The following is a 15,240-nucleotide window of genomic DNA, read 5'->3' as shown; positions in this document are numbered from 1 at the left end:
ATAAGGTAGATAGGTCAGGAGTGTAAGCATGGTGACATGTTAAGCGGACTGATACTAATAGGTCGAGGACTTAACCTAAAGAGAAGGTTGGAGACGAGCAAATGGAAGGAACTATTATCCGGTTTTGAGTGATTCTCGAAAGGAATTGCTTAAAGAGAAGAGATCTGGTAGCGATAGCATGATGGACACACCTGTACCCATACCGAACACAGAAGTTAAGCATCATAACGGCGAAGATAGTACTGCGGTGCGAAAATAGCAAGCTGCCGGTTCTTTTTTTTGTTTTGGATACCTCTTTGGTGTCCCTTTTTTGTATTAAGCAAAAAATCAAGGAAAAAATAAATATAAATATAATAACTTTTAAATTTCAGTTGTTCCTTTTGTTTTGTTTAAATATTTTTTATTTTAAAAACTTATAAACTTTTTTGACTATGGAGTAGAAAGAAAAAGTATATTTTTTGTTTATCTAAATCAATTTACTACTTCAATGTATTTTTCTTTTAGTATCTTAATTGCATCTAATTGAAAAAATTTTTAATGTCATCATAAGTATTTAAATAGCCTTTGAGCTTATGATTATAGTCTGGTTTGTCCTAATAATCTACATTCTCTACATTTTGTAATAATAGCCATTTAAAGTTGCTGAGTAAATACACTTCTTTAGACGTAGATATTTTTTTAAATCTATAAGTTTACTACTCTTTTTACAGGATTCTTTATAAAGTTTTCTATCTTTTATTTAAAATTTCTTTTTTATAACATTGGTATGACTGATGATCTTTGCAAGAATCCAGACAATAGGGTAAAATTATCAATAGTAGTTATACTATTAAGCAAATAGTATTTTATATAAGCGCCTAAAAGTCATTGTTTTTATGGTAGATGATTTTGATATTATGTTTGTTTTGTAGTTAGAAATTAATAAACTACGATTAAATACATTTTAAAATGAACGATAAGCATTAATTTTTTATATCAACAAAATGATTATAAATATAAGTGTTTTTAACCTCATCAGTATTAGTGATCATTTTAGTACATCAATAGCCTTATCTAGAAATTAAGATAATGTCCACTAATATTTATCGGTAAGTATCATATATAAGTATCATATATAAGTTCATTAAGAACAAATAGATTGTTTTTAGTGTTATCATTTTTAGATGTTTTTAAATTTATAGAATGATGAAACACAGATGTTGTTTTGTTTACAATATTTTTTTATTTTCGATGAATTTTTCTACTCATATTTTATATGATAAGTATTTTCTTTTACCATTGTACTTTATTTTAAATGAATATAACAAATTATGTTAGTTGTTCCTTTCATTAGGTAATTATAAACAATTGGTAGTATTTTTAGCTGTTGTTTGATGCTGTATTGCAAATTTATTTTTAAGTTATGACACCTAAATCTTTAAACATTACTTTTTTGTATTTTTGTGAATATATTATTTCTTTTAATACTTAACGATTTGTAGTATAATATCCATGGTGATAAAATGAAAATTAAATTATATTTTGGACAGGAAGATTCAATAAAAAAATCAGGAATTGGACGCGCTTTTATTCATCAGAAAAAAGCTCTTGAATTAAATGATGTTTTGTATACTGTTGATAAAGCAGATTTGGATTATGATATTTTACATATTAATACTGTCTGGCCTGATAGTATTAAAATGATTAATCAAGCACGTGAAAATAATAAGAAAATAGTATATCATGCTCATAGTACAGAAGAAGACTTTAGAAATTCATTTATGTTCTCAAATTCAGTATCAGGTGTATATAAAAAATGGTTGATTAATTTATATACTAAGGGTGATCATATTATTACACCTACACCATATTCAAAAAGAATATTAGAATCTTATGGAATCACGTTGCCGATTAGTGCCATATCTAATGGGGTTGATTTGTCGCAATTTAATCCTACTGATAAACAAATAGATTTATTTAAAAATAAGTTTGATATTGAAGATGACGATATAATAATTATTTCAGTTGGCTGGTTATTTGAACGTAAAGGTTTTGATACTTTTATTGAAGTAGCTAGGAAATTGCCTAATTATAAATTTATGTGGTTTGGAGATGTTAAATTATCTCATCCAACTAAAAAGATAAAAGATCTTTTAGATAACTTGCCTGATAATGTGATTTTACCTGGATATGTTAGTGGCGATGTAATCAAAGGTGCATATGGAAGAAGTAATATCTTTTTTTTCCCGTCACGAGAAGAAACAGAAGGAATTGTTGTATTAGAGGCTTTAGCATGCAAATGTAATGTTTTATTACGTGACATTCCTGTCTTTTCAGATTGGCTTGAAGATGGGGTTAATTGTTATAAAGGTAATGATACTGATGATTTTGTCGATATTATCAATAAAATGATTGAAGGTGAATATCCTTCATTGGTTGATCAAGGTTATGAGGTAGCTAAACAAAGAGAATTATCAAAGATTGGGAAAGAATTATTAGAGGTATATGAAGAAACACTTAAACTCTAATTTGAGGTAATTTTATGGATAAAAAGTCTAATAAAAAATATATTTTTAATATTTTGTTAATTTTAGTATTAGGAACAACTGTTATTTATTTAACAATGAAGGATGATCTACAGGCTTCATTGAAGACGCTGATGTCGGCTTCACCAATGTGGATTTTATTTTCCTTTATCTTGATGGGAATATATTATATCCTTGATGGCTTAAATTTATATACATTTGGCCGTTTATATAAAAAAGATTATCGTTATAAACAGGGATTTGTAAATGCTATTTCGGGTACTTTTTTTAACGGAATTACACCTTTTTCTAGTGGTGGACAGTTTGCACAAGTATATATTTTTAACCGGCAGGGAATCCAGCCGACTAATTCGGCAAGTATTTTGTTAATGGCTTTTATTGTATATCAAAGTGTTCTTGTTTTATTTACCGCTATAATAATGATTTTTAAATATAGAATTTATAGTTCTATTTACAGTGAATTTTTTTCATTAGCTATTATTGGTTTTTTAATTAATTTTTTTGTTATTGCAGGATTATTTTTAGGAGCTAAATCTAAAAAGCTTCAAAATTTTATTTGTAATAATATTATTAAATTTTTAAGTAAAATTCATATTGTAAAGAATTATACGGATACTTCATTTAAAGTATCAAGATCATTAGAAAATTTTAGAGAAGAATTGAATATTTTGCAGCACAATAAAAACATTCTAATAAAATCATCAATAGTAAATCTTTTTAAACTAATAATCATCTATAGTATTCCTTTTTTTGCTGCCAAAGCACTTCATATAGGGGTATCAATAAAACAATTACCTGATTTTATAGGTATTTGTTCATTTGTATATATGATTACAGCTTTTGTGCCTATTCCAGGTGCTAGTGGAGGTAGTGAAGGAGTTTATTTTATGTTATTTTCGCCATTACTCGGGGCAGTTGGCACTCCTACGACAATGCTGATTTGGCGTTTTATTACATATTATTTAGGATTAATTATTGGTGGTTTAATTTTTGCAGTTAATAAAGAGATAAATGGAACGGAGTAAAATTATGAAAATTGCTATTTTTTCAGATACATATATACCAGATATAAATGGAGTTGCTACTTCAACTAAAATCTTGCGTGATGAGTTAATTAAACACGGTCATGAAGTTGTTGTAGTTACAAGTGAATTACCAAGTGAAAGCGATTATTTGGATGACCCTGACGATAATATTTTAAGGGTTCCAGGTTTAGAAATTCAGGCATTATATGGATATCGAGCTTGTAATATTTATTCATTTAAAGGAATGCGCGAGATAAAGGGGATGAATATCGAAGTAATTCATGTTCAAACGGAATTTGGAATAGGAATATTTGGTAGAATAGTTGGTGAATCATTAAATATTCCTGTTGTGTATACTTATCATACTATGTGGGAAGACTACTCTCATTACGTAAATCCTGTTAATTCAGCAGCAATTGATGGATTAATAAAAAAAGCAATTACTCGAATAAGTAAATTTTATGGTGATAAGAGCACAGAGTTGATTGTTCCATCTACAAAAACCGAGGATGCATTAAGAAAATATGGTCTTAATAAGGAGATGCATGTTATTCCAACGGGATTGGAATTAGATAAATTTGATCCTAAAAATAAAAATGAAACATTGATCAATCAAATTAAACAACAGTATGGAATCAATAATCAATTTATCATTACATTTTTAGGTCGAATTGCAAAAGAAAAAAGTATTGATGTATTAATAGATGCAATGAAAGAAGTTGTTAAAGAAAATGATAATGTGTTGTGCTTGATCGTAGGTGGAGGCCCACAGCTTGATGAATTAAAAGAATTAGTTAAAGATGATCATATAAGTAAATATGTAGTTTTTACAGGTCCAAAACCAAGTGATGAAGTTCCAAGTTACTATCATCTTTCAAATGTTTTTGTTTCTGCTTCAATTACAGAAACTCAAGGATTGACATATATAGAAGCAATGGCAAGTGGAATACCGGTAATTGCTCGGTATGATCAAAATTTAGAAAATGTCATTATTGATGGTGTAAATGGTTATTTCTTTAAAGAAACGAATGAATTAGCTGCTATTTTGTTAAAGATGATGAGTAGTGATAATTCTAAGATGGCAAAAGAAGCTTATATGAGGGCAATGAAATTTAGCAGTGAAGTATTTTATGAAAAAGTATTAGACGTATATCGAAGGGCAATTAATCTAAAACATTATACCTATACTGTTAAATCAATTTATCCAATAAAAAAAGGTATTAATGAGGTTGTTTTTTTATTTGATGAAAGTGAGATAATTGTTGAAGTTAGTGATAAAGTTATTAGAGCGTATAAATTAGAATCGGGTAAAGAAATCAGTAAGGAAATTTTTGATATTATAAAAGATCATGAACAAGTTTCAAGAGCGTATAATAAGGCATTAAAACTGTTAACAGTAAAAGATTATACCTATAATCAAATGAAGAAAAAGTTAATGGATAGTGGTGATTATGATGATACTCAGCTTGATGCAACGTTAGAATTGCTGCAGGAAAAGAATTTAATTAATGATGAGGCTTATACCCTAAATTATTTAAAACGCTGCACACGCTTAGGTATTGGCTTAAATAAGGCAATTTATAATTTACGTAATTATGGTATTAGTAGTGAAATTATTGATCGTTGTCTTGAAGAAAATGATCATGATGATGAGTATAATGCTGCAACCAATATTATTGATGCATATTATAATCGTAATAACAATTTTTCTTATAAAGCAACATTGAAAAAGATTCGAGATAAACTTTATATCAAAGGTTTTACGACAGAAACTATTGAAAGAGCTTTAGCTGATTATGATTTTGATTTTGATGATCAAAAAGAGCGAAAAACTTTAGAAAAAGAATTTATAAAACAAAAAAAGAAATATATAAAAAAATATCACGGAAATCAATTAAAAGAAAAAATAATTGATACTTTATTAAGAAAAGGTTACAATTATGAGCATATTAAAGAATTATTAAATGAAGAAGGAGCTTTAAATGATGAATAAAATAAAGGATTTAAAACCGGGAGATGAAGGGGTTGTTGTTGAAGCCTTGATAAACCGTGTTGTAACCGGAAAAACAAATGGTGCTAATCGTTCAACTTATTTAAGTATCACATTACAAGATACAAGTGGATCAATTGATGCAAAGCTTTGGAATGCTACTAATGAACAAGTAGAAAAACTTATAATGGGTACTGTTGTTCAGGTTAAAGGCGATATCATTAAGTACAATGAAGATCGTCAAATGAAGATCATTAAGATTCATGTTGCTTCTAATGATCCTCAAGAACAAGTGAAATATTTAAAAAGTGCTCCAAAAACTGGTGAAGAACTAATTAAAGAAATAAAAAAGTATATTGATCGTATTGATAATTTAAAATTAAATCAATTGGTTAAAGCTATTTTTGAAGAACATCTTGATAAATTAACTATTTATCCGGCTGCAAGTAAAAATCATCATGAATATGTATCAGGGTTAGCTCATCATACTTATAGTATGTTGAAAATTGCCGATGCTTTATATACTTTGTATCCTACATTAAATAAGGACTTATTATTTGCTGGGATCACTTTACATGATTTAGGAAAAATAGTCGAGTTAAGTGGACCTGTTGTTCCTGAGTATACAATTGAGGGTAAATTGCTAGGACATATTTCAATTTCGCAGGCCATGATCAAGGAAACGGCAGATAAGATGCATATTGAAGGGGAAGAAGTAACATTACTTCAGCATATGATTTTATCACACCACGGTAAAAATGAATTCGGGTCACCAGTATTGCCACAGATAAAAGAAGCAGAAATTGTTTATTTGATTGATAATATGGATGCAAGAATCAACATGTTGGAAAAGGCATTAGAAACAGTAGAACCTGGAAGTTTTTCAAAAAGAGTTTTTGCATTGGAAAATAGAGCTTTTTATAAACCAAAAATAAATTAAAATAATATAGAAATGTTACAATATTATTAGGTTAAGAGAAAATTAAATATATTGAATTAAGATAAAGCGATTGGGGGTCAACTTTAGGGGGCAACCTAAAAAATTATGAAGAAGTTTAAAGGAACAACTAAATTTGACAGTTGTTCCTTTTGAATTGTCTAGATATTTTTTAAATTTATAAACTTCTTGCTTCGATTTTGAGTAGAGAGAACAGGTTCGTTTTTTCTGTTTGCCCAGACCAGTCTGCTGCGTGTATATTCAAAGTTGCTTAATCCTCCAGAATTTCTTTTAAAATCCTTAGGTGTTTTATTTATAGCTTTCCATAGGTTTTCTTTCATTACCATCATTATCAGCAATATAAATAAAGAATTGATGATTTCCTGTTAAATATGAGGAGAAAAATAAAAAAGTCTCTTTGATTTTTTTATGACTGAAAAATTTAAATCATAAGATAATGATTGATTTCATTGACAACTGCAAAAATAGAGTGATTTCATATTATGAAATAGTACATCGTTTGATTCTGTCACCATCATGATAGGATTTAACAAATAAACATAAATAAAAGCTTTTTTACCACGATTATTTAGGATAACTTTAACAATATAAAACTTTTTATACTATATTATCGCATAGAGTTAAAAAAATTTAATATTACTTCTATATTGATTCATATAATTTAATAGTTAAAAAAAGAAACCTGAGAATCAGATTTCTAATTCATAAATACCATTAAATTAACAATATTAAAATATAATATTTCAAGTTATTTGTTTATTTTAGCTAAAATATTATCAAGATCAACATCATTACTACGATCTGCAAAATTGATCTCAATTTTATCTGTCTCGTCATAGCGCGGTATAATGTGAATATGAAAATGCATCACAGTTTGTCCAGCAGCTTCATTTGCATTAGTAAGAATATTTACTCCTAAAGCATTTAAATTAGTAACGATTTTTTTAGCAAGTTTTTTAGTAACTTTTGATAGATGAGCTAAAGTATCATCATCAACTTCTAAAAAATTTTTATAATGCTTTTTGGGAATAACTAATGTATGTCCATTAGTAGTTTGACTTAAATCTAAAAAAGCAAGACAGATATCATCTTCATAAATAACTTTTCCAGGTATTTCTTTTTTTGCAATCTTACAAAAAATACAGTTTTCCATAAATACGTCCTCCATAAAGCTATTTTAACATAAAAAAAAGATAAGGGTAAACCCCTTATCCTAGATAATCGGCATTAGATTCTTCAATTTCATCTTTAATTGCTTCTTCATAAATATCAAAATTATATTGTTTTAAATAATAACTTTCCATTTTAGTTGACATTTCACTAATAGAAGCTAAATTACTCTTAATTTCATCTTTAATCGCGCTTTGATCACTATTATATACGTAAATAACTGCATATTTAGATTCAGATGTTTTAATTGTTTTGCTGTATAAACCATCTTTAGTAAATTTATCTAACTTGTCAATAATTTTAGAATCAACACTAGTAGATTCAGTAGTTACCATTCCAGCATCACTACCACTGTTTTCATTCATAACCGTATCAAAATCAGCACCTTCATTAATTTGATCAATTAGACTTAAAGCTCCTGATTCTGTATCTACTGTAATGATTTTTAAATACTTAGGTTTATATTCTTTGACTAAATCATCATATTTTTCATCAATATATTTTTCTTTGAGCATTTCTTGTTTAACACCAGCAGTTACAATATCATCAATATAAGCTTGTTCATCTTCATAACCTAGTTGTTTTGCATATTCATCTAAAGAAGTAGATATATTCTCTTTTGTACTAGCAACCCTTTCATCGACTTTAGTTTTAATAGCATCTTCATCAGTGATTTCTTGATCTGCAATATAAGTAAGAGCTAAAGATAAAACTTCAGAACTTCCATATTGTTCTAATAAATAGTGATATATTTCATTTTTATTAATTTCAGTATCACCAACAGTAATTACAGTTTTATCGCCATCGCTTACTTCACTTGAATAATTTACAGCACTAGAAGAACCGCATCCTACTAATAAAGTTCCAGCAACCATTAATGGAAATATTTTTTTCTTCATTACTCAGTTCCTCCTCTACTAGTTTCACGTTCTTTTAACGCATCTTCAATAATACTGTTTACAAGTTTTTCAACATCGTCATCGCTATATTTTACATCATATGATTGATATGCAATATATGGTAGATACAAATCATAAGAAATCAAAGGACTATCTATTGAAAGATCCTTTTTAAGTGATTTTTTGATTGTATCTTTATCTGTGTTAGTTACAGTTACAAAATAATAACCATCACTACCTTTAATGGCCTCGCTTATTTCTCCTTCATTTAGTGCTAAAATTTTAGTTTCTACATCACTGCCATAAGTACTGCTAATACTGCTAGTTGTATCAACAACACCTAAACCACCTTTATTCATATTAGTAGTAGTGTCATCAGAATAATCTTTTGCAATATCACCAAATGACTTGCTTGAAGAAAGCAAAGCAGCTACTTCGTTTAATTTTGTGCTTTCAGCTTCAGTTGGATTATCTACATCAGTCATAGCAACTTTGATAATGCTTGCTTCACGAGGACTTGATTGTGTGTAGTAGTCATCAAAAACTTCATCAAAATTATTTTCTACATAATCTAGTAAAAAGTTAGATTTTTGATAAGCTTTAACCATTGCCTCACGATAAGCATCTAATGATGCATAACCACTAGAAGATAAAACAGTATTCAATTGTTCTTCAGCATTATCCCCATATTGATTTTCATAATATGCTTGAATTTGGTCTACTGTTCTTTTAGCATCTGTTTCCATGTCATCATCAATAGGGAATTTGTCATCCATCAATTGTTGTAAAACAGCTTCAAAAAAAGCACTTTTACCACTAGTTGTATTAGTGATATCCTCAAAGATATCATCAGCAAAGATATTTTTATCTTTTTTACCTTTGCTTAAAGAGGCAACTACATATTTCCCATCCTCTTTAACTGTTTTGGAATTACCGCATCCAGTTAATAAGAAACTAGTTACTACTAAAGCAGCAGCATATTTTCCTAATTTCATATTTTTCCTCCTTATCTTTCCATAACGATATGATTATACTATTTTCTTTACTTAATTTCAATAAAATAGGCAAAAACACACTAGCAATTGTTATTTTAACATAATTTATAATATGTAGGTGGTAGGAGGGAAATAGATGAGTAACTGTAAATGCAAAAATGTTCATATGTATGTTTTATTCATTATTTTAGTTATTGTCGGTATCTATTGTTTATAAAAGGAGGCGATTGCAATGGCTTGCCAAGATAACTCTTTTACTTTAGTATTAGTTTTATTCATATTATTAGTTATTATCTGTAATATGTGTTAATGAAAAGGGATGTCAGTTTTGACATCCCTTAAATATAGAAAACGATAGCAATAAAATGTAGAATTGAAGCTATTGAAATAAAAATGTGCCAAATAACATGATTATAAGGAATCTTTTTATTTGCATAAAAGAAAGCTCCAATTGAATACATAACCCCTCCTGCAACGATCAGCCATAGAAAAATGGCACTAGAATTATTAATGATTGATGGAAAGAATAATATTGCAGTCCATCCCATCACCAAATAAATCGTTAAAGAAAGTTTAGGAAGGCTTTTTATTGAGATAGATTTATATAAAATGCCAACTAATACCATGACCCACTGGATGATCAAAATGATAATTCCCTGATATCCTTTGATCAAACACAAAGCAACCGGAGTATAACTTCCTGCTATTGCAAAATAAATAAAAATATGATCTAAAATTCTAAATACTTGTTTATGGGAACTGTTATGATCCATGGCATGATAAAGAGTTGATACTAAAAACATTAAAAAAATACAAATGGTAAATACACTGACACTAAATGATTGTAATATTCCACCTTTAATATAAGCATATACAGCACAAACTGGAATCAAAATCAGCGTGATAAAAGCCATAATGCCATGAGTTATACAATTAAACAGCTCTTCTTTGAAATAAGGTGGAAAAATATGTTTGATTTTTCTTGATAATTCATTATTAACTTTTTCCATATCTATCACCTGAAAATAATATAATACATATTATTTTGAAATTCAAACAAAAAGATACACTAAGTGTATCAAATTAATAATTTATCCTGATGATGTTCTTTGTAGACTTGATAAGTCACTTTTACACTTACTAATAAAGGCATTGCAATAACCATTCCTAACATGCCAAATAAAGACGAACCAGATAAAATTCCAAAAAGAACCCACATAATACTTAAATCAATTCGTGAAGAATATATTTTAGGTGTAATAATATAAGACATAACAATTGATTGAATAAAGATCAAAACACATAAAGCTAAGATCGTCGTAGTGCCCATTCCTAAAGAAGTGACAAGGCCTAAACAATTAGCTGCAATTGGTCCCACATAAGGAATGATTGAACTTACCCCAGAAACAAATCCTAAAATCAACCAGTTAGGATGACCAATCAATAAGTACATCAACATAACTGTAATAGCTTGGGCAATTGCACCAATAAAAAATGCTTTAACATATTGAACTAATGATAAATCAATTTCTTTTAAATATCCCGGTAGCTGATGATTAATTCTTGCAGTGATTTTTTTTATTGTTTGACGAATATGATTAAATGTACTCGACATATAAACAGCTAAAATTATGTAAATCAAGATATTAGTTACATTTATCAATACTTGATTTAAAACATCTATCGTCGTATCTAAAACGGTAGAATCGTTAAAAAAATCACTAACAATATTTTGAATATAACTAGTCAAAGATGAAATATCATAATTAAAATTATCTTGAACAAAAACACCAATTTCTTTTAATCCTGCATTAAAAGCTGGAAACATTTCGGAGATACTGTCATAAATCATCGGCACTGCAAGAGAAATAATTAAAATCAAAATTGCTAAAGATGCTAAATATATTAATATGACAGAGATATTTCGTCTTTTTACATATTTATCAACAAAATTGATTAAAGGATTTAAAACAAAAGCAATCGTAAAGCCAATGATAAACGGTCGTGAAACCAACCAGATGATATTAATGACACCACTCCATAAATCACTGGTGGAAATAATCAAAAGAATGATTACTAATACGATCATTAAATTTAATAACGTATGCGTGATTTTTTTTGAGGAAATAATACGTAAAAATTTATTTAAAAGTTCCATTTTTACACCTCCATTATATATAAATATACCACAATCTGGTAATAATATAAATTGAAATGGATTTCTATTTTAGAAAAGAAAAAATTTATTAATAATTATCATTTTATTTGTTTTTTAGTAACTTATTTAGTAGAATTAGTTAGAAATAGAAAGGGGCTTAGAAATGTCAACTTTAAAAATAGAAGATTTACATGTGGGTATTGGTGAAAAAGAGATTCTAAAAGGGATTGATTTAACAATAAATACTGGTGAGATTCATGCCCTTATGGGTCCTAATGGTAATGGTAAATCAACATTATTATCAGTTATCATGGGACATCCTAAATATGTAGTTACAAAGGGAAGTATTTATTTAGATGATCGTGACGTTTTAAAAATGAGCGTTGATGAAAGAAGCAAGGCAGGGATATTTTTAGGAATGCAGTATCCTCAAGAAATTCCTGGCGTTACGACTTCAGATTTTTTAAGAGCAGCGGTAAATGCTCATCAAGAAAAACCAATATCATTATTTAAATTTGTACGAATATTAGAAAAAAACATCGCTGATTTGAATATGGATGAAAATTTGGCTCATCGTTATTTAAATGAAGGTTTTTCAGGTGGTGAAAAGAAACGTAATGAAATTTTACAAATGAAATTGTTACAGCCTAAGTTTGCTTTATTAGATGAAATTGATTCTGGTTTAGATGTAGATGCTTTAAAAATTGTTGCTAATGCAATCAATGAAATGAAATCAGATGATTTTGGTTGTGTGATGGTTTCCCATTATGAACGTTTGTTTGAATTGGTACCACCAAGTCATGTTCATGTATTAGTCGATGGAAAAATTATTTTAAGTGGTGGAAAAGAAGTAGTGGAAAAAATTGATCAAGAAGGTTATGACTGGGTAAAAGAATTAGGGGTTGAAATAGCAACTAATGAAAAGAAACCGATTTTACTTGAAAGCTGTGCCAATAAAGAAAGAATGAAAATTAAATAATGAATCAATTACAAGATATTAGAAATTATTTAGTAGTTCAAAATGGTACAATTATAAGTCATAAAGGTAATGATGAAATCAAAATAATCGATAATAAAATTATTGTTGATAATGCCGGATCATTACAAATTATTTACCTGATTGATCAAATAGGAAATTACAAAATCGATCTATCAATCAAAGGATCATTAGAATTAGTAGAAACGTATGATTTTAAAGTGGATGCTAAATTCATTAAAAATATTGAAATATTAGAAAATAGTAATATATTAAGATATGTTGATAACCAAAGTAATATAGAAGTTAAAACAAATATTGTTGAAAATGTCCAAATAAAACGTGATAGTAGTGTTAAGTGCGCATATGTTGAATTGTCAAATAACAGTATCGATACAAATATCAATTATGCTTTAATTGAAGAAAATGCCAATGCAACAGTGCGTTTAGCAGCACTTGCTAGAGGTGAAGAGAAGAAACATCTGACATTATCATTAGTTCATGAAGCGCCATTTACTACAGGTATCATGGATAATTATGGTGTTGTAAAAAATCAAGCAAATTTGATTATTGATGGAATTGGGACAATAAAAAAAGGAAATCATCAGTCAAATAGTCATCAAACAAATAAAATCATTGTTTTTGATAAAGGCTGCAACGCAAAAGCTAATCCATATTTATATATTGATGAATATGATGTCAAAGCTAGTCATGGTGCTAGTGTTGGTAAAATCGATGAAGAACATTTATATTATCTACAGTCACGAGGTTTAAGTAAAGAAGATGCCATGCATCTAGTTACATATGGATATTTTATTCCTGTACTAGAATTTATTGATAATGATGAATTAAAAGAATTATTTAATGAAACACTAAGAGAAAAGGTGGGAATTTAATGTTTGATATTACAAAAATTCGTCAAGATTTTCCGATGCTAAATGGCACTATGATGCATGGAAAACCGTTAATTTATTTTGATAATGGAGCTACGACTTTAAAACCTCAATGTGTAATTGATGCTGTATGCGATTATTTAACAAATTATTCTGGCAACGCTCATCGTGGTGATTATGATTTATCGCATGATGTTGATGAGCAATATGAAAAAACGCGAAAAATCGTTGCTAAATTTATTAATTGTGATCATCATGAAGTTGTTTATACATATGGAACGACTGATGGTTTAAATATGATTGCTTTTGGTTATGGAATGACACATTTAAATGAAGGTGATGAAATACTACTGACGGTAGCTGAACATGCTTCAAATACTTTACCATGGTTTGAAGTTTGTGATAGTGTGGGCAGTGTAATCAAATATATTGATTTAGATGATGATGGTCGTTTAACAGTTGAAAATGTAATGAAAGCAATTACTGATAAGACCAAGATCATTTCAATTGCTCAAGTTACTAATGTTTTAGGATATGATAGTCCAATTAAAGAAATTTGTAAGATTGCTCATGAAAGAGGAATCATCGTTTGTGTTGATGGTGCTCAAAGTGTTCCTCATCAAAAAGTAGATGTTAAAGAGCTGGATCTAGATTTTTTGGTCTTTTCTGGTCATAAAATGTGTGGACCCACAGGAGTTGGAATCCTTTATGGTAAATATAATTTACTAGAAGAAACTAAACCGACTCGCTGGGGCGGAGGTAGCAACGCCCGATATAAAAGTTGTGGAAATGTCAAATTAAAGACACCTCCAGCAAAATTTGAATCTGGAACACCGAATATTGAAGGCGTTATTGGACTAGGAGCAGCAATCGAATATTTGATGAGTATTGGAATGGATGATATTCATAAATATGAGCTGGAATTGAGAAAATATGCCGTTAAAAAATTATTAGAATTAGATAATATTGAAGTATATAATCCTAATGGTCATGGTGCAATCGCTTTTAATATTAAAGGGGTTTTTAGTCAAGATGGCGCTTCATTATTTAATACATATGGAATTGCTATTAGAGCCGGACAACATTGTGCTAAGATTCTTGATGAGTTTTTAGATGTTAGCCAGACACTTAGGGCTTCATTTTATTTTTATAATACCTTTGAAGAAATTGATAAATTTATTGAGGTATGCAAGAAAGGAGATGACTTTTTAGATGCCTTCTTTGGATAGTATGATGATGCGACAAATAATTATGGATCATTATGAATCACCACGTAATCATGGTTTAGTTGATGATGATAATTATAAGTCTGTAAACATGGATTCAGAAACGTGTATAGATGATATTGATGTTCAGGCATTGGTTGAAGATGGAGTTATCAAAGATATTCGCTTTGATGGTGAGGCTTGTGCTATTTGTACTGCTAGTACTTCAATCATGTCAGAGTTATTGATTGGTAAAACAGTTGACGAAGCTAAAAAAATTATTGAAAATTATTATAATATGATATATGAAAAAGATTATGATCCTGAGATTCTTGAAGAAGCAATCGTATTTATGAATACTCATAAACAGGCTAATCGAATTAAATGTGCAACTTTAGGATGGACAGGAATCAAGCAAATTCTCGATCAAGAATAGGAGGGAACAT

14 protein-coding genes and 1 rRNA gene are annotated in these 15,240 nt (G+C 28.7%); 10 read left to right on the top strand and 5 right to left on the bottom strand.

Going from position 1 to position 15,240, the window contains the following annotated elements; all coding sequences use genetic code 11:
- Positions 1–163: 163 nt before the first annotated feature.
- The 5 genes from rrf (at position 164) to BR82_RS0108310 (ending at position 6,480) form a co-directional block, all read left to right on the top strand.
- Positions 164–272, top strand: a 5S ribosomal RNA gene (gene rrf / locus BR82_RS0108330).
- Positions 273–1,502: 1,230 nt separating this feature from the next.
- Positions 1,503–2,507: an LTA glycolipid anchor biosynthesis glycosyltransferase, IagA/BgsA family gene (locus BR82_RS0108325; RefSeq protein WP_027089820.1), complete on the top strand. Its 1,005-nt coding sequence runs from the start codon at positions 1,503–1,505 to the stop codon at positions 2,505–2,507.
- Positions 2,508–2,521: 14 nt separating this feature from the next.
- Positions 2,522–3,550, top strand: coding sequence for a lysylphosphatidylglycerol synthase transmembrane domain-containing protein (locus BR82_RS0108320; protein WP_027089819.1), 1,029 nt, complete (start codon positions 2,522–2,524; stop codon positions 3,548–3,550).
- A 4-nt stretch (positions 3,551–3,554) separates the two neighbouring features.
- Positions 3,555–5,543, top strand: coding sequence for a glycosyltransferase (locus BR82_RS0108315; RefSeq protein WP_027089818.1), 1,989 nt, complete (start codon positions 3,555–3,557; stop codon positions 5,541–5,543).
- A complete protein-coding gene (locus BR82_RS0108310) occupies positions 5,536–6,480 on the top strand; it encodes an HD domain-containing protein (protein WP_027089817.1) in 945 nt (314 codons plus the stop codon). Before BR82_RS0108315 ends, BR82_RS0108310 begins: the two co-directional genes overlap by 8 nt.
- A gap of 766 nt (positions 6,481–7,246) precedes the next feature.
- Here the strand turns inward: BR82_RS0108310 and BR82_RS0108300 are convergent.
- From BR82_RS0108300 to BR82_RS0108290, 3 genes are read right to left on the bottom strand one after another with little or no spacing between them, the layout of a single operon-like run.
- A complete protein-coding gene (locus BR82_RS0108300; protein ID WP_027089815.1) occupies positions 7,247–7,651 on the bottom strand; it encodes an HIT family protein in 405 nt (134 codons plus the stop codon).
- A gap of 55 nt (positions 7,652–7,706) precedes the next feature.
- A complete protein-coding gene (locus tag BR82_RS0108295; RefSeq protein ID WP_027089814.1) occupies positions 7,707–8,567 on the bottom strand; it encodes a hypothetical protein in 861 nt (286 codons plus the stop codon).
- Positions 8,567–9,562 (bottom strand): peptidylprolyl isomerase, encoded by a 996-nt coding sequence (locus BR82_RS0108290; protein WP_027089813.1) that lies wholly within the window; start codon positions 9,560–9,562, stop codon positions 8,567–8,569. Before BR82_RS0108290 ends, BR82_RS0108295 begins: the two co-directional genes overlap by 1 nt.
- 232 nt (positions 9,563–9,794) lie before the next feature.
- On the opposite strand from BR82_RS0108290, the gene BR82_RS17920 reads away from it, so the two are divergent.
- A complete protein-coding gene (locus BR82_RS17920; protein WP_081721172.1) occupies positions 9,795–9,872 on the top strand; it encodes a YjcZ family sporulation protein in 78 nt (25 codons plus the stop codon).
- Between the two features lie 28 nt (positions 9,873–9,900).
- Here the strand turns inward: BR82_RS17920 and trhA are convergent, their stop codons facing one another.
- Entirely contained in the window at positions 9,901–10,572 is a 672-nt protein-coding gene (trhA, locus tag BR82_RS0108285; RefSeq protein WP_034864490.1) for a PAQR family membrane homeostasis protein TrhA, read from the bottom strand.
- Positions 10,573–10,640: 68 nt separating this feature from the next.
- Entirely contained in the window at positions 10,641–11,720 is a 1,080-nt protein-coding gene (locus BR82_RS0108280) for an AI-2E family transporter (RefSeq protein WP_027089811.1), read from the bottom strand.
- 163 nt (positions 11,721–11,883) lie between these two features.
- Here BR82_RS0108280 and sufC point away from each other — a divergent pair, with 163 nt between their 5' ends.
- From sufC to sufU, 4 genes are read left to right on the top strand one after another with little or no spacing between them, the layout of a single operon-like run.
- Positions 11,884–12,699 carry a Fe-S cluster assembly ATPase SufC gene (sufC, locus tag BR82_RS0108275; RefSeq protein ID WP_027089810.1) on the top strand — a complete coding sequence of 272 codons (816 nt, stop codon included), beginning with the start codon at positions 11,884–11,886 and terminating at the stop codon, positions 12,697–12,699.
- Complete coding sequence (locus tag BR82_RS0108270) at positions 12,699–13,592, top strand: SufB/SufD family protein (RefSeq protein WP_027089809.1); 894 nt, start codon at positions 12,699–12,701, stop codon at positions 13,590–13,592. Before sufC ends, BR82_RS0108270 begins: the two co-directional genes overlap by 1 nt.
- Positions 13,592–14,818: an aminotransferase class V-fold PLP-dependent enzyme gene (locus BR82_RS0108265; RefSeq protein ID WP_027089808.1), complete on the top strand. Its 1,227-nt coding sequence runs from the start codon at positions 13,592–13,594 to the stop codon at positions 14,816–14,818. The genes BR82_RS0108270 and BR82_RS0108265 overlap by 1 nt, the downstream gene beginning before the upstream one ends.
- Positions 14,802–15,230, top strand: coding sequence for a Fe-S cluster assembly sulfur transfer protein SufU (gene sufU / locus BR82_RS0108260; RefSeq protein ID WP_027089807.1), 429 nt, complete (start codon positions 14,802–14,804; stop codon positions 15,228–15,230). Before BR82_RS0108265 ends, sufU begins: the two co-directional genes overlap by 17 nt.
- Positions 15,231–15,240 lie beyond the last annotated feature (10 nt).

The sequence above is a fragment of the Thomasclavelia saccharogumia DSM 17460 genome (assembly GCF_000686665.1).
Classification (GTDB): domain Bacteria; phylum Bacillota_I; class Bacilli_A; order Erysipelotrichales; family Coprobacillaceae; genus Thomasclavelia; species Thomasclavelia saccharogumia.
Note: the sequence above shows the minus strand (reverse complement) of the source record. Positions and strands in the feature narration are given on the sequence as shown.